This is a genomic window from Methylocaldum sp. MU1018 (genome assembly GCF_053646775.1).
This window is the reverse complement of record NZ_CM132195.1, coordinates 860,296-882,331: the sequence shown is the minus strand read 5'-3', so window position 1 is coordinate 882,331 and position 22,036 is coordinate 860,296. Positions and strand designations below refer to the sequence as shown.

Below are 22,036 nucleotides of genomic sequence, written 5' to 3'. Positions count from 1 at the left end.
GCTCAAATCTCACCGGCCACCGATTCCAAAGCTTCGCTCGCTTCCAACCAGGCAGACTCCGCTTCGGCTATTTGCCGGTCGATTTCGGCCTTCTCGAGCAACAAAGCCTGCAATTCCGTCTTGGAGTCGCTCTCGTAGAGCACCGGATCCGACAATCGTTCGTCCAGGCGTCGCTTTTCGGAGGTCAATTTTTCCAGACGGATTTCAGCACGCTCCAGCGCCTGTTGAAAAGGCCTCAACGCGCGGCGTCGCTCCGCATCCAGGCGGCGCTGATCTTTGCGGGAAGGAGCCGGTTTATTTTCGGCCGGAGCCTGAGATGTCGCGCGACGATTGCTCAACCATTGCCTATAGTCGCCCAGATCTCCGGCAAACTTTTCGACCTTTCCGTCGGCGACCAGCCAGAAATCGTCGGCAACCGTCCGGAGTAAATAGCGATCGTGGGAGACGAGCACCATCGCTCCCTGATAATCCTGCAAGGCTAGCGTAAGCGCGTCGCGCGCGTTCAGATCGAGGTGGTTGGTAGGCTCGTCGAGCAACAGCAGATTCGGCTTTTGATAAATCAAAAGAGCGAGCGCGAGCCGGGCCCGTTCTCCACCGGAAAAAGGCGCGACCGACTCCAGGGCCTGATCGCCGCAAAAACCAAAACCCGCGAGAAAGTTACGCAAATCCTTTTCTGTGGCATTGGAGTCGAGTCGCTGCAAATGCTGGAGCGGGCTTTCGTCGGTCCGCAACTGTTCCAACTGATGTTGCGCAAAATAACCGATCCGAAGGTCCTGCGCCTCCAAGCGCTCTCCGGCAGACGGGCTCAAGACTCCCGCCAACAATTTGATTAAGGTGGATTTGCCGGCGCCATTCGCACCCAAAAGCCCGATCCGTTCGCCTGGATTCAAGGTCAGATCGACGTCGCTCAAAATCGCCTTCGTCCCGTACCCCGCACCGGCCTCGTCCAGCTTCAACAACGGGGAAGGCAGTTTATCCGGCTGCCGAAAAGAAAATTTGAAGGGCGAATCGACATGCGCCGCGGCGATCAGTTCCAGCTTGCTCAACGCCTTGAGTCGGCTTTGCACCTGGCGGGCCTTGGTGGCTTTCGCGCGGAACCGGTCCACGAACGATTGAATATGTTTGACTTCACGCTGCTGCCTTTCGTAGGCCGCTTGCTGCTGCCCCAAAAGTTCCGCACGCCTGGTCTCGAATGCAGAGTAGTTTCCGGAATAGAGCGCAACCGTCTGGTTCTCGATATGCAGCACATGATCGACGATATCGTCCAGAAAATCCCGGTCGTGGGAAACCAGCAGCAAAGTGCCGGCGTATCGGGACAGCCATTCCTGGAGCCAAATAACGGCGTCCAAATCGAGATGGTTGGTGGGCTCGTCGAGCAGCAGCACGTCGGAACGGCACATCAGGGCTTGCGCGAGATTGAGCCGCATTCGCCATCCGCCGGAAAACCGGTTTACTGTCTTGAGTTCATCGCTCGGCGAAAACCCAAGACCGTACATCAGCTTGGCGGCGCGCGACCGAGCCTCATAGCCGCCTATCGCCTCGAGCCGGGCATGGAGTTGCGCCAGTTTCGCGCCGTCGCCGCTCTCCTCCGCCTTCTGAAGGTCCGCCAGAACGCGGCGCAGCTCACGATCGCCGTCCATGACATATTCCAGCGCAATCTGGTCATTGGCCGGAGTCTCCTGGGCCACATGGGCGATATCCAGATTCGGCGGCATCGAAATTTCGCCCGCATCGGCATGAATTTCGCCCAGTATCAGGCCGAACAGACTGGACTTACCGGCCCCGTTCGCACCGGTTATACCGACTTTCTCACCACCGTGTATGGTAAAAGATGCGTTTTCGAACAGCAGGCGCTGGCCGCGCCTCAACGCAACTGACTTGAAATTAAGCATATGAATGGGGCGCCGTACCGGCGCCCGTCGATCGTCCGAAAGGAAGTGTGGGTTTAAGCGGCCTGCTCGATGCGTCGGTCCGCTTCCTTGACGAATTCATGAAGATTCCCTTTCTTGACTGTCGCTCGGGGAATGATCAAGGCCGAGTCGATGGAGACGAAAAGAAAAGCATATTTTTTAGTCGCCTCGACCCGAAGAACGTCGCTCCATTTCACCCGAGATTCGCCATTCCGATGGATTTCCACCAGTACATGCGGTTCGACCCGCAAGGTATATGTGCCGAGGATGCCGGCTTTTTCCTCTTCCGAGTACATCTTCCGGAGCTGCCTGCGCAGGCTTCCCTTGAAATAGAGCGGTGTCAAAACGCCCCATAATGCAGCAATCACCCCTACATAAATTGCTGAAAGCGTATCTTGATAATAAAACCACAGAAACAGCGCGATGAGCGCCATGATGCCGGGCAAGATGGCCTGATGGCGGCGCAAGGTTTTCTGCCAGCTTGCGGAGTTCCGCAACTGATGCTCGTTAAAGGCAACCAGATCCTGTTCACGGACTTCGTATTCTATTTGAGTCATACGTCTATCGATAGTATTTGTCGAATGCCCCACGCAGCCGAAGAACCGGCAGCCCCCCCCTGAGCGTCAAAGGATGACTAGTATACGTAATTCTGTTTCAATTTACTCACTTCGGCGGGATGGCCCTTGCCGAAGGAGGACTCGCTGCCGCATGACGGAGAATAATGATGAAAGGCAATGCAGATGTTATCGCGCGTCTAAACCACTTACTGATCGGCGAACTGACCGCCGTCGATCAGTACTCGATTCACTCGCAAATGTACAAAGACTGGGGATTTGGCCGACTTTACGAACGCACCCATCATGAAATGCAGGAAGAGCAATCCCACGCCGATCTATTGATCGGCCGGATTCTATTCCTCGAAGGCTCACCGGATCTGAGCACGCGCGACACGCTGCACGTCGGCCGGGACGTCCCCGGCATGCTCAGGAATGATCTGGCTTTGGAATACAGAGTGATAGGCGAGCTTAAAGAGGCGATAGCGTTTTGCGAAAGTGCCGGCGATTACGTTACGCGGGACATGCTTCTGGGTCTCCTTAAAGACACCGAAGAGGACCATGCGTATTGGCTGGAAATCCAACTCGGTCTGATCGAAAAAATCGGATTGCAGAACTATTTGCAGTCGCAGATATGATGTTCAGACCTTAGCCTTCCCGGGACGCCTGCCGAAATCGTCGTCCGATCAATTCAAAGCAAATCTTATTTGATAATAATTATCACTTGTACTAGTATTAGATCAAAGCTTTTCATCTGGTCTAGTCATGTACATCTGCATCTGTAAGAAAGTCACCGATAGACAAATCCGACAGGCCGTACAGGAACAGGAGATCACGAATATGCGCGGCTTGCGCGCCGCGCTGGGCGCCTGCGATCAATGCGGCAAATGCGCGGTCGAAGCCGCGCGGCTGATGCGCGAGTGCTTGCACGGAAAAGCGGCTTCGGAGCATAACCCGCGCCGGGCCGCATAAGCCCGACGCTCCGGATACGCGGCAGCGTCCGCCAAGGAAGAAGGCTGTCCCTTGATTTTCCGATTAGCGCCCATGTCGGGCCCGATAAAATACAATCCTGCCAAGGCAGAAGCGAGGGGGCGGACCTCCCTGCCCGCCACGAGAATGCTTCCCTGCGATTTGGATTTAGAATGTTATGACCACATCCGTGGAAAACAGGAATTGATCGCTCTTTTTACCGGCGAAGCCTGACGCCCCGCGGTCGTTGTCATAGGCATCCGCCTTATCCGCCCAATCGTACCGGACATTCGGGCGCACCATGAGCCAGTTCATCGGCTTCCAGTTCAAACCCGCCGTAATTGCGTAATAGCTCGACGCCGGAAGCGCTCCACCGGTTCTGGCCGGCGAAAAGACCCTGACTCCATCGTCATCGCGGAACCACTCGGCGCGGACACCAACCGCAAGTTCATCGGTCAGGTCGTAAGTCAGATAGCTATTGATGCCGTACCACGTGGCATCCTGCCCCCCAGAGCCGGCACCTTGTTTTGAAAGCCGTGGTCGTGCTGAAAGGTATAGTGCAGCCCTTCCGTGATGTCATGCTTGATCACGACGCTGTAGAGGCTCCAGTTGTTATGATCCTGTTCCGAAGTTTCGCCGGTGGTTCCTGTCAATGCAATCGAGGTTCCCTTGTCGTCGCTGACCCAAGTTACGCCGCCGATGCCGGCCCAGTTACCGAGCCCCTTGTCCCAGGCCCCATCCCAACCTCCCGTATCGCTGCCGGTCACGCCGCCCGCCGTTACCGTCCAGTTCTGATCGATCGGATAGCTCAGCAAGACGCCCGTGTGCGTGAACGGCTCTCCAAACTGCATCGTGTAGGCGTGCGAATAGAAGAAATTATCCGGTGCCGTCACCGTTTCGTTACCGATAATGGTGTAGAAATGGCCGATCTTCGCCGTGATACCGTTGCCGAAAGGCGCGAATATTTCAAAGTAGGCTTGGGGCAAAGCCATGTCATAGAAACGCTTGCTGTCGATCAAGTGCAAATCCCAATGCCCGCGGGGCGATCCGTACGCCTGCGTAAACACGGCATCGGAGCCGAACATGAAATCGAAGCGCCCGCCGAAATCCCAGGAATTCCCTTCCGTATTGACCGGACGCTGCAAATAGAAGTAGAGCTGATTCAGCTGGAATTCGGAGGCCCGATCGTTGAATGTTACCGGGCCGTTGTATCTCCCGGCGGGTTCATTCGCATTGTAGGTGATGCCGGCGTCGATCCAGCCGCCGACTTTTAAACCCAAGTCTTTCATGAACTGGGTTTCGTTGACGTCGGCGCCCAAGTAACCGAGGAATCCGGTAGACTCGCTCGCTTCCTCGGCACTGACGGAAATGGCAAAAATCGCACCGAAAAAACCTAAACGTGCGGGCTTCATTCGGATCTTGGATGGATTCTTGTACATATGGATCTCTTAGGCTTATGGAACGAGAGCTTCTGTGCAAATCCCCTGCCAAACTAAAAAACAAGACGAATTCGATCGATTGAATCATGCGTTGGCGAAATTTCGCACACGTTCGGTGCATGCATTCGATTCATTGCACCACAACGACGTCTTGCTGCCGTTAGCTCTCCGAGCTTACAAGGGCGGGCTCGGCATGCACGTAAAGGCCGAAACCCCCGCTTGGGAGCGGCGGTCACGATCGAGCCGCTAACCGGCCGGGAGCGCTTTCTGGCCGTTCAGCGAATACACGAAATCGTTCGCCCGATTGATCGAACGTTCCATCGCACCGATCAAACCCGCAACGCCAACGGTCATCGCGGCCAATTCATGCTCCAGCGAAGCAACCGCCTTCGCATTGAGATTGTGCTTCAAGAACAACACCTGGTCTTGAAATACGTTCAGCACCGGCTCGATCTTGCCCTCGGCCCGGCGCATGGCGGAGATCAGTTGTCCGTAATGCTGTTGAGTGAGCTTAAGCTTTTGCCGGCTGGCGCTTCGAAGACTGCGGTTGGTGTACAGTTCCAGCTCCGCTTCCCATTCCGCAAACAGCGCCTCGGCCACGTCCTGCACGGCCGCGATACGATCCTTGACCGCTAGAGCCTTGGCTTTGCTGTAGTCGAACTCGACTTTGATCTGTCGATACATCTCCTCGAGCTCGCCGCCCTGGAAGCACGTCAGCGCACTGAACTTATCCAGCGCACTCTGGAATTGCTCCTTGGCTTCTTCCAGACTGTCCCGCGCGCTCTCCACGCGGGTGACGAGAATGTCCCGCTTGTGGTGCCCCGCCGATTCGACGGCACGAAAATAAATCTTTTGGCTCTTCGATATCAGATAACGGGCCAACGGGCTCAGAAGCTGACGGCACAATGCCGCAAAGCTGATGGGAGTGGTCTTGGAAGATTTGCTCATGGTGCGAACTGCTCGTTTTTCGAGAGGGGCGGTCAACAACGCCCGCTATTTTAGCGCTCCCCCCGATGATTGGCAGAGCTTTGCGTCTCGATCGGCCGAATCGCCGCGAAACCGCTTGCCCGCAAGACCGTCCGCCCGCATCGAGAGTCCCCGTAAAATAGATTTGTAAGCCCATCCCCCACCACGTTATCATTCGCAGCCACAGAGCCTTTCGAAACTTTGCGCGGAATTCACCCGCGTTGCCGCCGCGCAAGCTCCGTAGGCTTTGCAATGGAGTTTCAATCAAAAAGGGAGGAATGAAATGAAAGAACTCAGCGAAAAGCATCTGGCCGTCGCAACGGCCTTGGCATTGGGCCTCGTCATCTTCTGGCTGATTGCCTCCGACTACGAAAATGCCGCGGCCCTATCCGCGACAGACAGTCCTCTGGGCGCCATCGCCGCGGCTATGGACGGACCGCCGCCTAACTGATCCCGCGAGTCGCGTCGCCATGCGGTCCGCTCGGCAGCGACCGCTTCGATAAGATCTTTTTCAAGAATACTCCGGTGTAGGATGCCTGATTTTCGGCAACTTGCTCGGGCGTGCCTTCCGCGATAATCAGACCGCCGCCTTCGCCGCCTTCCGGTCCCAAGTCGACCAGCCAGTCGGCGGTCTTGATCACGTCTAGATTGTGCTCGATGACGATCACCGTATTGCCGTGATCCCGCAGTTGATGCAGAACCCCGAGGAGTTGCCGGATGTCGTGAAAATGCAGTCCGGTCGTCGGCTCGTCCAGAATGTAAAGCGTTTTGCCGGTATCCCGCTTCGACAGTTCACGGGCCAGCTTGACGCGCTGAGCTTCGCCGCCGGACAGCGTCACCGCATTCTGGCCCAGGGTAATGTACCCCAAGCCGACCTCCATCAAGGTATCCAGCTTGCGGAAGACGGTCGGGATGGCGGAAAAAAACTGGCTGGCTTCTTCCACCGTCATTTCCAGCACTTCGTGTATCGTCTTGCCCTTGTAGCGGATTTCCAAGGTCTCGCGATTGTAGCGCTTTCCCTTGCAAACATCGCAGTGGACGAAAATATCGGGCAAGAAGTGCATCTCCACCTTGATCACGCCGTCGCCGGCGCAAGCCTCGCAGCGCCCGCCCTTGACGTTGAAGCTGAACCGTCCCGGCGAATAGCCGCGAGAGCGCGCCTCCGGGGTCGCCGCGAACAGTTCCCGGATCGGCGTGAATAGCCCGGTGTAGGTCGCCGGGTTGGATCTCGGCGTGCGGCCGATGGGGCTCTGATCGATGTCCACCACTTTGTCGAAATGCTCCAGTCCCTCGATGCCGTCGCTCAAGGCCGGCGTCGCAGCCGCTCCGTTCAATTCGCGGGCCGCGAAGCGGAACAGCGTGTCGTTGATCAGGGTGGACTTGCCGGAACCGGAAACGCCGGTCACGCAGGTAAAAAGTCCCACCGGAAACGAGGCGTCGACGCCCTTCAGATTGTTGCCGCGGGCATTCCGCAAGCGGAGCTGGCGCTCCGGATCGGGCCGAATGCGCCGCTCCGGCACGGCGATCTCGAGACGGTTGGAGAGATACTGGCCGGTGAGGGAGTTTTCGTTCGCCATGATCGCCTCCGGTGTCCCCTCGGCCACGATTCGCCCGCCGTGCACCCCCGCCCCCGGCCCGATATCGACGACATGGTCGGCGATACGGATGGCATCCTCGTCGTGCTCCACCACGATCACGGTGTTGCCCAGGTCGCGCAGCCGCAACAAGGTATCCAGCAAGCGCTGGTTATCCCGCTGGTGCAAGCCGATCGAGGGTTCGTCCAGGACGTACATGACGCCGACCAATCCGGCCCCTACCTGACTCGCCAAGCGAATCCGCTGGGCCTCGCCGCCCGACAAGGTGTCGGCGCTGCGGTCCAGAGTCAGATAATCGAGCCCGACATTGACCAGAAACCGTAAGCGCGCCGTGATCTCCTTGACGATCTTGGCCGCCACCTCGCCGCGCCGCCCCGCGAGCGTCAGTTCGCCGAAAAATTCGAGCACGCGGCGGATCGGCAAGGCCGTCAGCGCCGGCAGGGCGGAGTCGGCCACGAAAACGTGCCGTGCCGCGCGGTTCAGGCGGGTACCCTCGCATTCCGGGCACGGCTTGCTGGAAAGATATTTGGACAGTTCTTCGCGCACCATCATCGAATCGGTTTCGCGATAGCGCCGCTCCATGTTGGGAATGATCCCCTCGAAAGCATGCCGATGGACCAGCGTATCGCCGTGCGCGGTCAGAACCTTGAATGGAATCGTTTCGGCGCCGCTGCCGTACAGGATGACGTTCTGAACCGGCTTCGGCAGTCGGCCGAACGGCAGATCCGGATCGAAGCCGTAGTGCTCCGCCAGCGACTGAATCATATGGTAGTAATACGCGTTGCGCCGATCCCAGCCGCGCACCGCGCCGCCCGCCAGGCTAAGCTGCGGATTCTGGACGACGAGATGCGGATCGAAGAACTGCTTGACGCCCAATCCGTCGCAGCTCGGACACGCTCCTTTCGGATTATTGAAGGAAAAAATGCGCGGCTCCAGTTCGCTCAAGGAATAGCCGCAATGCGGGCAGGCATATTTGTCCGAATAGACCAGCTCGGTCCCGGAATCATCCATCGAAACCACCAGCGCAATGCCTTCGGCCAGCCGCAACGCGGTCTCGAACGATTCGGCCAGGCGCACCGCCAGATCCGGCCTCACCTTGAAACGGTCGACCACGACTTCGATGCTGTGCTTGCGGCGGAGATCGAGCTTGGGCGGCTCGTCCAGTTCAAAAATCTCGCCGTCGATGCGGGCGCGGATGAAGCCCTGGCTGCGCAAGTCCTCCAGCACCTGAGCGTGCTCCCCTTTCCGCTCGCTGACCACCGGCGCCAGCAGCATCCAGCGGCTGTCCTCCGGCTGGCTCAGAACGTGGTCCACCATCTGGCTGACGGTCTGCGCCTCCAGCGAAATGCCGTGCTCCGGACAGCGGGGCGTACCGGCTCGGGCGTAGAGCAGCCGGAGATAATCGTAAATCTCGGTGATGGTGCCGACGGTCGAACGGGGATTGTGCGACGTCGACTTCTGCTCGATGGAAATGGCCGGCGACAAGCCCTCGATATGGTCCACGTCGGGCTTTTCCATCACCGACAGGAACTGCCGCGCATAGGCGGAAAGCGACTCGACATAGCGCCGCTGCCCTTCGGCATAAATGGTGTCGAATGCCAGTGACGACTTGCCGGACCCGGATAATCCAGTAATCACGATCAGCTTGTCGCGCGGCAGGTCGAGATCGATATTCTTGAGGTTGTGGGTGCGGGCTCCACGGATTTGAATCGTGTCCATGCAAAATTCAAGCGCAAAAGAGAACCTGTTACTATAGGCCGATTCCCGCCACTCGCAAAGGAGCACGTTGCTTGAATCCGGCTTTGCAAATCGACGCCCCGATGACCCGCGCAGAGATGCGCGCCAGCCTGTCTCTGGCCGCCATCTACATGCTGAGGATGCTGGGCATGTTTCTGATCCTGCCGGTGCTCTCGGTATTCGCCCGCGAGCTTCCGGACGCCTCGCCGCAACTGGTCGGATTCGCCATCAGCGCTTACGGTTTGACTCAAGCGATTTTCCAGATTCCCTTCGGCCTCTGGTCCGACCGCTACGGACGAAAACGCCTGATCGTGCTCGGCTTGCTGCTGTTTGCCGCGGGCAGCGCCCTGGCCGCCGTGTCCGACTCGATCTACGGCATCATTGCCGGCCGGGCCCTGCAGGGCGCTGGCGCGGTCGCCGGCGTCATCATGGCCTTGGCCGCCGATCTCACGCGCGAAGAGCACCGCACCAAAGCCATGGCCTTGATCGGCGTCAGCATCGGGATGTCCTTTGCGCTATCGATGGTGATCGGGCCGATGCTCTCAGGCTGGATGGGGCTCCACGGCCTTTTCTGGATCATCACGGCGCTGGCTCTGCTCGGCATCGTCGTGCTGTACGGCGTCGTGCCGACGCCCGCCGTGAGCCGTTTTCACCGGGACGCGGAGGTACGTCCGGCGTCGTTCAAAGCCGTTTTGACGAACCCCGAGCTTCTGCGGCTGGACCTCGGCATCTTCTGCCTGCATCTCATCCTGACCGCCACCTTCGTGGTCCTTCCGCTGATTTTGCGCGACTCGCTGCAACTGGAAACCGCAAAACACTGGCATGTTTATTTGCCGGTTTTCGGACTCGCGCTCGCCAGCATGGTTCCTTTCGTGATCCTTGCGGAAAAGAAGCGCAAGATGAAAGCGGTATTCGTCTCGTTTATCGGACTGGTGGTCGTTTCGGACGCCGGCTTCGTCTGGGCCCAAGGTAATTTTTGGGCCGTTTTCGGCCTGCTTTACCTATTCTTCACCGGCTTCAACCTTCTGGAAGCCACCCTTCCCTCTTTAGTGTCGAAAATCGCCCCGCTCGACCTCAAGGGCACGGCCATGGGCGTTTATTCCACGACACAGTTTTTGGGCGCTTTCGTGGGCGGAGCCGGCGGCGGCTGGATTTACGGCCACTACGGAATACCTTATGTCTTCCTGTTCTGCTCCGCCGCCGCTCTGCTATGGTTTATGTTCGCCCTCGGCATGAAGCCCCCGCGCGGTTTGAGCAGCCTGCTCGTCAACGTGAGCGGGTTGAGTCACGATCAGGCGTCCAACCTCTCCCGCCGGTTGCTTCAAATACCGGGCGTTGCCGAAGCCGTAGTGCTGGCGGAAGACGGGGTGGCTTACCTGAAAATCGACAAGGAAAAGCTGGACCGCATGGCACTGAGCGGGTTGCTGCAGGACGTGGCGGCGTGAGCCTCGCGCGGCCTCCGCCGCCCTGCCCAGACATGACGACCATACGTTTTTTGCTTAAAAATTAAGAACTTCAGACAGATTGACAGGTCTAATGCCTGTCCGAATTTTCAACCGTATCATCGATCGGAGACACCTTATGGCCAGTCGCGGCGTCAATAAAGTCATACTCATCGGCAACCTGGGTTCCGATCCGGAAGTGCGTTACATGCCGAACGGCGGCGCGGTCACCTCCCTGCGCCTCGCCACCAGCGAAACCTGGAAAGACCAACAAACCGGCCAGCAACAGGAACGCACCGAATGGCATCAGGTCGTGTGCTACCGGAAGCTCGCCGAGATCGCCGGGGAATATCTGAAGAAAGGCAGCAAGGTGTATATCGAGGGCAGCTTGCGGACGCGCAAATGGCAGGACAAAAACGGCCAAGACCGCTACACCACCGAGATCATCGCCGATCAAATGCAGATGCTGGACCGCGCCGGCGGCGCTCCGGCCGGCGCGGGCGGGCGCGGCGAGTCCGAGCGTTACGCGCCTCCGTCCTCTGGACCGAAGACGGCCCCGCAACCGGAGCCCGGATTCGGCGGCATGGACGACTTCGACGACGACATCCCGTTTTAGAAAACGCCTAAATTCGGGCCGTAAATCGAGCCCCGGCCGGGCCAGTTCCGCCGGGGCTCGATTTTTTCAGGAACGGCTTGAACTCGCGCCGCCCTACTCAAGGCAACTTTCCGCTTCGTCTTCAAGTCCAATTCACAACGCTCGACCGGTCGGCGCCTCACCGGTTTTCGCAAATCGGTAAAACAGCGGACGGACCGCTCGCCGTTGATCTTTCTAAATGCTGGCGGCCTTTTAAAAGGCTAATTTGCAGTCAAACCGATTTTTATCGGCAATGGAACAACCCTGATACGGACGGAGGCTAACGATGGCAACGACGGAAGACATCACCACGGATCTGAAGCAGGATTTGGCCACTCTCAAAGCCGACATGAGCAGCCTGATGGCTGCGATGAAGGACATGGGCATGGAGCAGGGGCGAACCGCTTACGCAAAAGCTCGCGAGGTCGGCGAACGTGCCCGCGGCCAGGCCATAGCCGCCCAGGAAAGCATGGGGCAATACATCGAAGCGCGCCCTCTCACCAGCCTTCTGGTGGCTTTCGGCACCGGCTTCGCGATCGGCACGCTGCTCGGCGCCCGCCGCTGACGACGGGCGGTTGCCGTGCTGCGATCACTCACCGATCTTGTCTCTGCGGAAAAAGCAAAGCTTTGGCAGGCGCTGAGCCGGTCGGCGGTGCTGTTCTCTCTCGCGATCTTCGCGACCTTGGCCGCATTCGGCGGTCTGGTGTTCGTATTGCTCGGATTCTACCTGTCGCTGGAGGCGGCGCTGGAATCCTGGGCAGCCGGGTTGATCGTCGGCGGCGCCATGATCCTGATCGCTTTCGTCGCGTTATGGATCATCGCCCGATTGATGGCTCGGCGAGGTCGAGCGGCGACGCTGCCGCCATCGAGTGCCGCACTCGAGACGGCGGCAGCGCCCCCGGTTTACGGTAACGTCTCGGATACCGTGCGGGCGACCGTTACCGAAATGCTCGGCGCCGCCCCCATCAAGACCAGCGATATCGTGGTCGCGGCCTTGATCACGGGCCTGGTGCTCGGCGCCAGCCCACGTCTAAGGCAACGGCTGTTTCGCAGCGTCACGAAAGTGTAAACCGATCCGCCCGCCGACGTTTTTTCGTTGCGGCAGGCGGATTGCCCCTCAAATCTGAGCGACGCGCCTGAGTTCGGGCGCGTTGGTTTCATATCTTTTGGCCGGCTTGCACTTTACGGCCCGAAGCATGCGCGTGCGTTTGAATTCCGCCAAGACCCGGCTGACGCTCTCGACCGTAACGCCCAAAATCGCCGCCATTTCCTCGCAGGTCAGCAGGGTTACCGCAGTCGGCGGCGACGCGTCTTTCTGAATTTCGGCCAGAAAATTCACCAGACGCGCCACGCGGGCCTTTATCGAGCCGGTGGAAAAATCGGTAATCCAGAGATCGGCGCTCTTGAGATGCTGGTACCAACACTCGATCAGCCGACAGTACAAATACAGGTCGTCTTTTTTGAGCTGGGCGACGGCCCGCAGCGGAGCGCAAACGGCGTCCACCTGATCGACCGCCACCGCCGTATGCGGATAGGTCGGCTCGATCAATCCGCCGAGGCCGAGAAACGCGCATCTGGCATGCAGCCGAATGATGCGGGCTCTTCCGTCCGGCGAATAGCTGACGAGCTTGACCAGCCCCTGCCGGATCGCCAGCACGGTATCGGCCGGATCGCCTTCACGGAAAATGATTTGCTTGGCGGCGAACGTCTTTCGCTTGCCGCCTCGAAAAGCGGCTTCCAAACCCGCCATGTCGAGGCCCGCCAGTGGATCGCCGGCATCCTCTTCAAACAGCCGGGCCGCCCGATGATGCCGCGCGATTGAAACGCTGCCATTTCCTAAATCAGACATGTGCCACCTCTTCGTCCTGATTGAAATCATGCCTCGCAAACCGATGTCCCTGGAATCCCCTTAGGGGAGATTCCCGATTCGCGAGGAAGCCGACCATTCCTGGTCCACTTGCGGAATGGAACCAAAGCCATCCGCGTCGAGCTAGCCAATCCGAGATTAACAAATTTGCGCCGCAAACTCATCTGCCTAAAGCGGTTGTCGGATGGGTTTATGGCCTGGGGAGCGAGCTTTTAGCCCGCGATAGTCGTTCGTTCGCGGGCTAAAGCCCGCTCCTGCATAAAAGCCGTTTCCTCCGGCCGGCCGCCCGAATCGGCAGTTTGAACTTAACGCGCATCGAGCCGGTCACCGTAGTAAGGGTCGCCGGCATGGATACCGTACATGACCATAGAAGACGCATCCGAACCACTCGAAACCCTTGCAAGCGGCATTCGCCGTTGCGTCGCATGCCGCCTTCACGAAAGCCGGCGGCTGGCGGTGCCCGGCGAAGGGCCGGCGAATGCGGAGGTCATGGTGCTGGGCGAAGGTCCCGGCGGCAAAGAGGATGCGACCGGCCGGCCGTTCGTCGGTCCGGCCGGTCGCCATCTCGACAAGCTGCTTCAGAATCAAGGCATCGCCCGCGACCGGCTGTTCATCACCAATTGCGTCAAGTGCCGTCCGCCGGAGAATCGCACGCCGCGGCGCGACGAGCTGAAAACCTGCGCAAACCTGTGGCTGGAGCGGCAGATGGAACTGATCTCGCCACGCATCGTCGTACTGCTCGGCCAAGTCGCCGTGCGTCAAATGCTGGGCAATACCGCCACCGTTTCCGAGTTGCACGGAACAATGCAAGAGCGTGACGGGCGACTCTATTTCGTCACCTATCACCCGGCGGCCGCCTTGCGTTTCGATTGGGTAGCCGCCGCTCTGCGCGAAGATTTCGAAACGCTCGGCCGGCGGCTCGCTCGATCTGCCGCGCCGTCATAGCCCATCTTTCGGCCATTGTTTCCCCTACCTTCAGCCAAGCCGGAGCCGGCAACGCTCGGATGCGCGCCGCACATTCCCGCCGCCGCTCTGTCCAAAAATTATCATCGGTGCTCCTGGCAATAGGCATTGGATCGATCTCATGCGATGAAAATCCGGCCTTGGGAGTCGGTCGACCGGCCGCTGCTTCGGAACCGGCTCGCATACGTAAGCGCTTTGATCAAAAGGCTGCTCGGCGACATCCGGGAAGGCGGCCTGGATTACCGCGCCATGAGCCTCGTCTATACGACGCTGCTGTCGCTGGCGCCGCTCCTGGCCGTCAGCTTCTCGGTGCTCAAGGCTTTCGGGGTGCACAATCTGATGGAGCCGTTCCTGTTGCATTTCATGGCGCCTTTGGGAAACCAGGGTCCGGAGGTCGTCAGCCGCATCCTCGGGTTCGTCGACAACATCGAAGTCGGCGTGCTGGGCTTCGTCGGCTTCGCCATGTTGTTCTATACGGTTCTTTCTCTATTGCAAAAAATCGAGGAGTCATTCAATTACGTATGGCGAACCCAAAAATCGCGCAGCTTTCAAAGGCGCTTCAGCGATTATCTGAGCGTCATTCTGGTGGGGCCGGTATTGGTTTTTTCGGCCGTCGGCCTCATGGCTTCCATGACCAACAGCAAACTCGTGCGGATGATCATTAGCCAGGAGCCCTTCGGCACCTTGTATTACCTGGTGGGACTGATTCTGCCGTATGTTCTCATCATCGCCGCGTTCACCTTCGCTTATCGATTCATTCCGAACACCTACGTGAGCTTCCGGTCGGCCCTGGTCGGAGGCGTTGCGGCGGGGCTCGTCTGGCGGGGAGCGGGCTGGCTGTTCGCCGAATTCGTAGTCGACTCGACCCAGTACGCCGCCATTTATTCCGGCTTCGCGATTCTCATCGTATTCATGATCTGGATTTATTTCAGTTGGCTCGTCTTGCTGGCCGGCGCTCAGATTTCGTTTTACCACCAGAATCCGCGCTATATCCGCGCGGCCGAACGGGATATCAAGCTCAGCTATCAGTTGTCGGAACGCCTCGGCCTCTCGATCATGTACTTGATCGCGGAGCGCTTTCATCAGGGAAATGAGCCGTGGACCACGAACGCTCTAAGCCAGCGTCTCGGCCTGCCCGATCTCGCGACCGAAAAGATTTTGGACGTGCTGAAAAAACGGAACCTGATTCTCGTCGCGGCCCAGACTCCTGAAGGATTCGTTCCGGCCAGGGACTTATCGGCCATGACCTTATCCGAGATTATGGAAAAGCTAAGGACGTCGCCGGCCGATGCGCTGTCCCCGGATCAAGGCGATCTCTCGCTGCCCGCCGTGGATCGGCTACTGGAAAAACTGCATGCGTGCAACGCCCAGGCCACCGGCGGACTTTCTCTGAAGGACTGGATCGATGCGCGATGACGCGCCGGCAACCCCCACAAAATCCCGCGGCATGCCGGCGCCGGCCTCTAAGCGCCGAGCGCTTCCTCGTTAATCTCTCCGAAGCTTCTAAACTTTGATGGCGCGACGGAGCGCCGGCTTCTCCGGCGCATTCACCAAAGTTTCTTGGAAGGCAGTTCATGAACCGGCGGAACGCGGACGGAAGCACACGAAAATCGATCCGGGAGCGCTCGCTCCGAAAGGAGCCGCCGGCGCGCGCCGTCGACTCTTTTCTTCCCGACTTTTGCAGCCTCTCGACGGCCCTGACCCTGATCGCCTCGGCCGAATTGCTGGCTTTCGTTCTGACCCTCGCCGATGCCTCGTCCGATTACGGCTTCTGGTCCGACTTGGGACTGCGCTCGCTATTCATCGCTTGGATTGCGCTGACCAGCGGAGTCGTCCTTTGCGGCATACGCCCGCAACTCGACCGGCTCGACGCGCTATGGAGCGGAGTTGCGACCTTTTCGGTCATACAAGCCACGACCCTTCTGATCGCCTGGCTCGCTCATGAAGGACTGCCGGATCCGGCCTATTCCCCGTCGCCGGAAAACGCCGACGGCATTCATTATTTGAAAATTCTCGGCGTCAGCGGCCTGGTTACCGCGGCCTGGCTCCGCTATCTGTACGTCCAATCCCGATGGCGCCTGCAAATCCGGGCGGAGGGCGAAGCCCGGCTGGACGCGCTGCAAGCGCGGATGCGTCCGCATTTTCTGTTCAACAGCCTCAACACCATCGCCAGCCTCACCCGGAACGATCCGAAAATGGCAGAAGAGCTTCTGCTGGATTTGGCCGAATTGTTCCGCGCGGTGCTCAAAAAAGAAGCCAAATGGGTGACGCTGAAAGACGAAGTGGACCTGACCCGCCAATATCTCAACATCGAACGACAGCGCCTCGGCGAACGCCTGCGCATCGGCTGGCATCTGCAAGGCATGCCCAAGGATGCGCTGATCCCTCCCCTGAGCATTCAGCCGCTGGTGGAAAACGCGATCTATCACGGCATCGAGCCGTCTCAAGACGGCGGCGACATCGAGATCGGCGGCCGGCTGACAAAACGGCGCCTGATCGTCACCGTCAAAAACACCCTGCCGGAAGCGGACGCGCTGCGCTCGCGCCAGGGCACGCGAGTAGCCTTGGCCAATCTCCGCGCGCGTCTCGAAACCTGCTTTCCGGGCGAGGCCCGGCTGCTCACCAGCGTGGTCGACAATTGCTACCAGGTTCGAATCGTCTTTCCTTATCTCCCCAAGAGCCATGAAAATCCTGATCGCCGACGATGAGGCCCCGGCCCGCAGCCGCTTGCGAGATTTGCTCGGCGAGATCGCCCCGGAGCTGATCGTCGTCGGGGAAGCGGCCGACGGCGAAAAAGCCTTGCGGCTCGCCGCTCGAACCCAGCCCGACACGGCTCTGCTGGACATCCGCATGCCGTGGATCGACGGCATCCGGACCGCGCGCGAACTGGCCCGGATGCCCCGGCCGCCCGCCGTGATTTTTACGACGGCCTACGACGAATACGCATTGGAAGCGTTCGAGGTCAGCGCGGTCGATTATCTTCTCAAGCCGGTGCGCAAGGATCGCCTGGCCGACGCGCTGCGAAAGGCGGAAAGATTTACCGAAACCGCTTGGGAACGACTCAGGATCGCCCTGCCCGCGGAACGATCGGTCCGGAGCCATCTCGGCACCCAAATTCATGGCGAGCTTCGCTTGATTCCGCTCGACGCGGTGCTTTATTTCCGCGCCGAGCAGAAATACACGACGGTGAGAATTCCCGACAGGGAAGTGCTGATCGACGATTCGTTGAAATCCCTGGAAGAAGAATTCGGAGAGCGCTTCATCCGGATTCACCGCAATGCCCTGGTGGCGGTCGAGCACGTCGTCGCGCTGGAAAAATCGTCCCCCGGCGGCATGGCGCTTCGCCTCAGGGGTATACCCGAACCGCTGGAAATCAGCCGCCGGCATCTGTCCGCCGTGAGAGCCCGATTGAAACGACTCGCTGCGATTGGTGAGAACGGCTGATTTGGTACAATGGCCCAATTTACGCACGGTCGATACTGATGCCACAACGTATACGCATCGCCACCCGCAAAAGCGCCCTGGCCGTATGGCAGGCCGAACATGTCGCCGCACGCCTCCGGGCGGCCTGCCCCGACATCGAGGTCGAACTGGTGAAAATGGTCACGCGCGGCGACAAACTGCTCGACGCGCCGCTGGCCAAGGTCGGCGGCAAAGGACTGTTCGTAAAGGAACTGGAGGAAGGGCTGCTCGGGGAAACCGCCGATCTGGCCGTCCACTCGATGAAGGACGTGCCGGCGGAACTGCCCGAAGGCCTGCACCTGGCCGCGATCCTGCCGCGCGAAGACCCTCGCGACGCCTTCGTTTCCCTGCGCTATCCGTCGTTCGACGCCCTGCCGCCCCAGGCCAAGGTCGGGACATCCAGCCTGCGCCGGCAATGCCAGCTCAAGGCCCGCCTCCCCGAATGCGAAACGCTCAATCTCCGCGGCAACGTCGACACCCGCCTGAGCAAGCTCGAAACCGATCGGTACGACGCCATCATCCTGGCCGCGGCCGGATTGAAACGCCTCGGCTTGAGCCATCGGATCACCGAAATGCTTTCGACCAACGTCAGCCTTCCCGCGGTCGGCCAGGGCGCCATCGGCATCGAATGCCGCCGCGACGATATTTGGCTGAACGAATGCCTAAAGGCGTTGCACCATGAAGAAACGGCCGTCTGCGTCATGGCGGAGCGGGCGCTCAACGAGCGGCTGAACGGCGGCTGTCAGGTTCCCATCGCCGGATATGCGGAACTGTCCGGAGAACGCCTGACGCTGCGGGGATTGGTCGGCACGCCCGACGGCCAGTCGCTCGTTCGGGGCGAAATCGAAGGATCTCGCGACGATCCGCGCGCCCTGGGCATCGCCTTGGCGGAAGACTTGCTGGCGCGCGGGGCCGATCGCATCCTCGGCGCGCTCTACGCCTAAGCCATGGCCAACCCGACGAATGCCCCCCTATCCGGCATAGGCGTATTGATCACCCGGCCGCGGGAACAAGCCGACGGTCTCCGCGCTCTAATTGAATCTGCCGGCGGCCGGGCGCTGAGGCTGCCGTTGCTGGAGATCGTCGCCGTCGACGATTCCACGGCGGCCGCGGCGCTTTTATCCCGTCCCGATCATTGGGATTGGCTGATTTTCGCCAGTGTCAATGCGGTCCGGTTTGCCCTGGCGATTCATGGAAAGCCCTACGATCCGCGGACGCGAATCGCGGCCATCGGCCAGGCCACGGCGAAAGCGCTGGCCAAAGCCGGAATCCGGGTAGACCTGATACCCGAACCGCAGTTTAATAGCGAATCGCTCCTGGCGTCGCCCGAAATGGCCGATGTCGCGGGCAAATCCATATTGATCGTGCGGGGCGAAGGCGGACGGGAACACCTCGGAAAAACGCTCGCGGCGCGCGGTGCGGAAGTCGCCTATGCGGAAGTTTACCGGAGAATTCTTCCCGAGACGGATGTCGCCCACTGGATCGACCTCTGGCGCCAGGGCCATATCGACATCGTGACCATCACCAGCGGAGAGGCCTTGAACAATCTCGCGCAACTCCTGGGCGAGGCCAAGCCCGAATTCGCCGAGCGCACCCCGCTCGTGGTGATCGGATCGCGTATCGAAAAACTGGCTCGCGATCAGGGTTGGCGTTGCGTGGTCAGCGCGGAATCGGCCAGCGATCAGGCCATCACGGACACCGTCATCCGCCTGATCGAGGCCGAGAGAGCCGCTCAGAACGACCGGATCGACCGTTGATCGGACCCGCTGATTTCGAGTCTTTCCTCCAACAAAAGCTATTCAAGCCAAACACTTACGGGGATACTGCATTGGTTGACGAAAATAACGAATTGATGTCGGCCACGAGCCAGCCCGCCAACGGAGCGGAGACCGAGGCCGAAAAGACATCTGCCGCGCCCCCCAAAAAATCCCGCAGCTTCGCCTGGATCGGCTACCTCATATTGCTCGGCGTACTGGCTCTGATCGCCGGCGGCTGGTATTTCCTTCAGGAATTGCGCTCCAAGCAGGACGGCCTGGGCGGTCAGTTGACCAGCAAAGATCAGCAAATCACGGAATTCACGCGGCAATTGAGCGCGCTGCAATCCGAGATAGCCACGCTGCATTCCCAGATAGCCACGCTTCAATCCCAGGTGACGACGGAAGACTCGAAATTCGAGCGGCTGATCGGCGAACAGTCTGCCCAACTCAACGACAGATTGAACCTGACGCGGAACGAACTGGGCGAATCCGTCCAGCGCATCCAACGCCAGCTCAACGTAACCCGGGGCGACTTGTTGATCGCCGATGCCGAATACCTACTGAGCATCGCCAACCAAAAACTGCATTTGATCGGCGACGTGAAAGCCGTGCTCGCCGCGATGGAAGCCGCGGACGTACGCCTGCGCGATAGCGGCGATCCGGCGGTGTTCAAGGTGCGGGAGGCATTGGCCGAGGAAATCGACACCCTGCGGCGGATCGACGCGCCGGATGTCGTGGGGCTTTCCTCCAAACTGCTGGCTCTCGAAGGCCAGGTCAAAGACATCCCCTTGTTCCTGCCCCACGCCGGCAAGATAAACGAACATGCCGCCGCGCCCGAAAAAACCGAGCCCGCGGCGGAAGGCCACGGCGAAGGGCCGCTCGATTCCGCGCTGGACAGCATCAAGGATCTGGTCACGATACGCCGCACCGACCGGCCGGTAAATGCCGTTCTCCAGCCGGAGCAGGCGGAAGCGCTGCGCCAAGTCCTGTTGCTCAAGCTGGAAACCGCTCGGGCCGCCCTGCTGAGAGGCGACGAAAACCTGTACAAAGCCAATCTGGCGTCCGCCCGCGAGTGGCTGGCCGAACATTTCGACGGCGACGCGGATAAAACCCGGGAAGTCGCCGAGGAAATCGGCGCGCTGGCGGATCAGCCCATCCGCATGCCTTTCCCGGATATCAGCAAATCGCTGACCCTTTTGCGGAACATCGATAAGCTGCGCCTGGAAGCCAACGAGGCGGGAATCAAGCCCAAAAACGGGGGATCCGGCACGACTCAATCCGCAGAGCCGTCGGGCGACATGCAACCCGAGGGAGTACAGCCGTGAAAAGAACCTTCATCTATGCGCTGATTGCCCTCTCGGTCGTCGCCGGCGCGGCTTTTTTCGTTCGCCGCCAACTCATAGCCGGCGATGCGGGCTATGTCATCGTCGGCTACGACCGCTGGGTGCTGGAATCCTCGCTGCTCGTCATGGCGGTCGCCGTGGCGCTCGCGTTCATACTGTTCTACCTTTTGGTCCGCCTCGCCTCGCAGGCCATGAGCCTGCCCAAGATCCTCAAGAAACGCGGCGGCGAACTCCGCAGCAAACGGTCCCAGGAAGCGTTGATCGCGGGCCTCATCGAATCGGCCGAAGGCAATTGGGAGAAAGCGGAACGGAGCCTGATCCGCCATGCCGCCGACAGCGGCGCGCCGCTCATCAACTATTTGACGGCCGCCCGCGCCGCGCACGCCCGGGGCGCCGTCGAACAGCGGGACGAATATCTGAAACTGGCCCGGGACACCATGCCCGAGGCCGAACTCGCCGTCGGCCTGACGCGCGCCGAATTGCAGTTGTCCAACAAACAGTTCGAGGCGGCGCTGGAGTCCCTGACTCAGCTGAACAAGATCGCCCCGAGCCACGCCGCGGTATTAAGGCTGACTCACCAGGCCTACGCTCAAATGGAAGATTGGGAAGGATTGCGCCGCCTGCTTCCCGCCTTGCATAAAAACAAGGTCTTGATGGAAGCGGAAATCAAACTGCTGGAGACGGAAACCTACAGCGCGCTGATCAGGCAAAAATCCGAAATCCGCGATGTGACGGCCCTGCGGGAAATCTGGGCGACCGTTCCCGGATACATTCGCGCATCCACGGGCATCCAGTCCCTTTATTTCGCCGCCATGATCGAGGCCGGCGCCGGCGAGGAAATCGAAGACGAACTCCGCCGCGCCCTCGGCGAAGAGTGGGACGAAACCTTGCTGGTCCTTTATGGCTGCATTCAGCTATCCGACCGGGAAAAACAGATCCGACACGCGGAAACCTGGCTCGGACCGCATCCGAGAGACGCCGTGCTGTTCCGGGTGCTGGGGAAGCTCGCCATCCGCGGCAAGCTTTGGAACAAAGCCAGGGATTACCTGGAGAAAAGCCTCGAGGTGGAGCCCAGCGTCGAGGCGTATCAACTCTTGGGCGACGTGCTGCACCAGCAAAACGATTTCGCCGCCGCCTGCCACTATTACCGCAACGGACTGATGTTCGCGTCCAGCGAAGTGGTCGCCCAGATCGAGCAGAATCCGCAGGGAGAGGCGGTCGCCGAGCCGATCAAGGAGGAATTCGTCGCGAGCGCGGCTCAGTAGTCCGGAAAGCGCCGCCGGAAGTTTGTCGGCCTGCGTAGGGCGGAATAGCGTACTCGCGTATCCCGCCGGTATCGGATCTGCTCCATTCGGCGCATTACGCCAAAGTTAATGCGCCTTCCACGAACCCTTCTGC

At 59.8% G+C, this 22,036-nt stretch carries 22 protein-coding genes; 15 read left to right on the top strand and 7 right to left on the bottom strand.

Annotation, left to right across the window (positions count from 1 at the left end; genetic code table 11):
- Positions 1-2: 2 nt before the first annotated feature.
- Together ACWJKU_RS04135 and ACWJKU_RS04130 are read right to left on the bottom strand one after the other, a co-directional pair.
- Positions 3-1,892 (bottom strand): ATP-binding cassette domain-containing protein, encoded by a 1,890-nt coding sequence (locus ACWJKU_RS04135; RefSeq protein WP_454146044.1) that lies wholly within the window; start codon positions 1,890-1,892, stop codon positions 3-5.
- A gap of 53 nt (positions 1,893-1,945) precedes the next feature.
- Positions 1,946-2,467 carry a YcxB family protein gene (locus ACWJKU_RS04130; protein ID WP_454146042.1) on the bottom strand — a complete coding sequence of 174 codons (522 nt, stop codon included), beginning with the start codon at positions 2,465-2,467 and terminating at the stop codon, positions 1,946-1,948.
- Between the two features lie 167 nt (positions 2,468-2,634).
- On the opposite strand from ACWJKU_RS04130, the gene bfr reads away from it, so the two are divergent.
- Entirely contained in the window at positions 2,635-3,102 is a 468-nt protein-coding gene (bfr, locus tag ACWJKU_RS04125; RefSeq protein ID WP_454148036.1) for a bacterioferritin, read from the top strand.
- 127 nt (positions 3,103-3,229) lie between these two features.
- The gene (locus ACWJKU_RS04120) at positions 3,230-3,436 is read left to right on the top strand and encodes a (2Fe-2S)-binding protein (RefSeq protein WP_454146040.1); all 207 of its coding nucleotides are present in this window, start codon (positions 3,230-3,232) and stop codon (positions 3,434-3,436) included.
- Positions 3,437-3,601: 165 nt separating this feature from the next.
- Here ACWJKU_RS04120 and ACWJKU_RS04115 read toward each other — a convergent pair whose 3' ends face one another.
- From ACWJKU_RS04115 to ACWJKU_RS04105, 3 genes are all read right to left on the bottom strand, one after another.
- Positions 3,602-3,904 (bottom strand): outer membrane beta-barrel protein, encoded by a 303-nt coding sequence (locus ACWJKU_RS04115; protein WP_454148034.1) that lies wholly within the window; start codon positions 3,902-3,904, stop codon positions 3,602-3,604.
- Positions 3,901-4,872, bottom strand: coding sequence for a porin (locus ACWJKU_RS04110; protein WP_454146038.1), 972 nt, complete (start codon positions 4,870-4,872; stop codon positions 3,901-3,903). Before ACWJKU_RS04110 ends, ACWJKU_RS04115 begins: the two co-directional genes overlap by 4 nt.
- A gap of 246 nt (positions 4,873-5,118) precedes the next feature.
- Positions 5,119-5,820: a DUF2959 domain-containing protein gene (locus tag ACWJKU_RS04105; protein WP_454146036.1), complete on the bottom strand. Its 702-nt coding sequence runs from the start codon at positions 5,818-5,820 to the stop codon at positions 5,119-5,121.
- Between the two features lie 301 nt (positions 5,821-6,121).
- On the opposite strand from ACWJKU_RS04105, the gene ACWJKU_RS04100 reads away from it, so the two are divergent.
- Positions 6,122-6,289, top strand: a complete 168-nt coding sequence (locus tag ACWJKU_RS04100; protein ID WP_454146034.1) for a hypothetical protein — start codon at positions 6,122-6,124, stop codon at positions 6,287-6,289.
- Here ACWJKU_RS04100 and uvrA read toward each other — a convergent pair.
- Entirely contained in the window at positions 6,282-9,152 is a 2,871-nt protein-coding gene (uvrA, locus tag ACWJKU_RS04095) for an excinuclease ABC subunit UvrA (RefSeq protein ID WP_454146032.1), read from the bottom strand. The two genes, ACWJKU_RS04100 and uvrA, sit on opposite strands and share 8 nt — an antisense overlap.
- Positions 9,153-9,223: 71 nt before the next feature.
- Between uvrA and ACWJKU_RS04090 the strand changes: the two genes are divergently transcribed.
- The 4 genes from ACWJKU_RS04090 (at position 9,224) to ACWJKU_RS04075 (ending at position 12,315) form a co-directional block, all read left to right on the top strand.
- Positions 9,224-10,615 (top strand): MFS transporter, encoded by a 1,392-nt coding sequence (locus ACWJKU_RS04090; protein ID WP_454146031.1) that lies wholly within the window; start codon positions 9,224-9,226, stop codon positions 10,613-10,615.
- Between the two features lie 136 nt (positions 10,616-10,751).
- Positions 10,752-11,228 (top strand): single-stranded DNA-binding protein, encoded by a 477-nt coding sequence (gene ssb / locus ACWJKU_RS04085; protein ID WP_454146030.1) that lies wholly within the window; start codon positions 10,752-10,754, stop codon positions 11,226-11,228.
- A 304-nt stretch (positions 11,229-11,532) separates the two neighbouring features.
- Positions 11,533-11,811: a hypothetical protein gene (locus ACWJKU_RS04080; protein WP_454146028.1), complete on the top strand. Its 279-nt coding sequence runs from the start codon at positions 11,533-11,535 to the stop codon at positions 11,809-11,811.
- A gap of 15 nt (positions 11,812-11,826) precedes the next feature.
- A complete protein-coding gene (locus tag ACWJKU_RS04075; RefSeq protein ID WP_454146026.1) occupies positions 11,827-12,315 on the top strand; it encodes a hypothetical protein in 489 nt (162 codons plus the stop codon).
- 48 nt (positions 12,316-12,363) lie between these two features.
- Here the strand turns inward: ACWJKU_RS04075 and ACWJKU_RS04070 are convergent, their stop codons facing one another.
- On the bottom strand, positions 12,364-13,095 hold the full coding sequence (locus ACWJKU_RS04070) for a Crp/Fnr family transcriptional regulator (RefSeq protein ID WP_454146024.1): 732 nt from the start codon (positions 13,093-13,095) through the stop codon (positions 12,364-12,366).
- Between the two features lie 378 nt (positions 13,096-13,473).
- On the opposite strand from ACWJKU_RS04070, the gene ACWJKU_RS04065 reads away from it, so the two are divergent.
- From ACWJKU_RS04065 to ACWJKU_RS04030, 8 genes are all read left to right on the top strand, one after another.
- Entirely contained in the window at positions 13,474-14,058 is a 585-nt protein-coding gene (locus tag ACWJKU_RS04065; protein ID WP_454146022.1) for a uracil-DNA glycosylase, read from the top strand.
- A 144-nt stretch (positions 14,059-14,202) separates the two neighbouring features.
- On the top strand, positions 14,203-15,492 hold the full coding sequence (locus ACWJKU_RS04060) for a YihY/virulence factor BrkB family protein (protein WP_454146020.1): 1,290 nt from the start codon (positions 14,203-14,205) through the stop codon (positions 15,490-15,492).
- Between the two features lie 158 nt (positions 15,493-15,650).
- Positions 15,651-16,784, top strand: coding sequence for a sensor histidine kinase (locus ACWJKU_RS04055; protein ID WP_454146018.1), 1,134 nt, complete (start codon positions 15,651-15,653; stop codon positions 16,782-16,784).
- On the top strand, positions 16,759-17,520 hold the full coding sequence (locus ACWJKU_RS04050) for a LytR/AlgR family response regulator transcription factor (RefSeq protein ID WP_454146016.1): 762 nt from the start codon (positions 16,759-16,761) through the stop codon (positions 17,518-17,520). Before ACWJKU_RS04055 ends, ACWJKU_RS04050 begins: the two co-directional genes overlap by 26 nt.
- A 38-nt stretch (positions 17,521-17,558) precedes the next feature.
- Positions 17,559-18,482: a hydroxymethylbilane synthase gene (hemC, locus tag ACWJKU_RS04045; protein WP_454146014.1), complete on the top strand. Its 924-nt coding sequence runs from the start codon at positions 17,559-17,561 to the stop codon at positions 18,480-18,482.
- 3 nt (positions 18,483-18,485) lie between these two features.
- A complete protein-coding gene (locus tag ACWJKU_RS04040) occupies positions 18,486-19,295 on the top strand; it encodes a uroporphyrinogen-III synthase (RefSeq protein ID WP_454146012.1) in 810 nt (269 codons plus the stop codon).
- A gap of 71 nt (positions 19,296-19,366) precedes the next feature.
- Positions 19,367-20,620 carry a uroporphyrinogen-III C-methyltransferase gene (locus tag ACWJKU_RS04035; RefSeq protein ID WP_454146010.1) on the top strand — a complete coding sequence of 418 codons (1,254 nt, stop codon included), beginning with the start codon at positions 19,367-19,369 and terminating at the stop codon, positions 20,618-20,620.
- Positions 20,617-21,903, top strand: a complete 1,287-nt coding sequence (locus ACWJKU_RS04030; RefSeq protein ID WP_454146008.1) for a heme biosynthesis HemY N-terminal domain-containing protein — start codon at positions 20,617-20,619, stop codon at positions 21,901-21,903. Before ACWJKU_RS04035 ends, ACWJKU_RS04030 begins: the two co-directional genes overlap by 4 nt.
- Positions 21,904-22,036 lie beyond the last annotated feature (133 nt).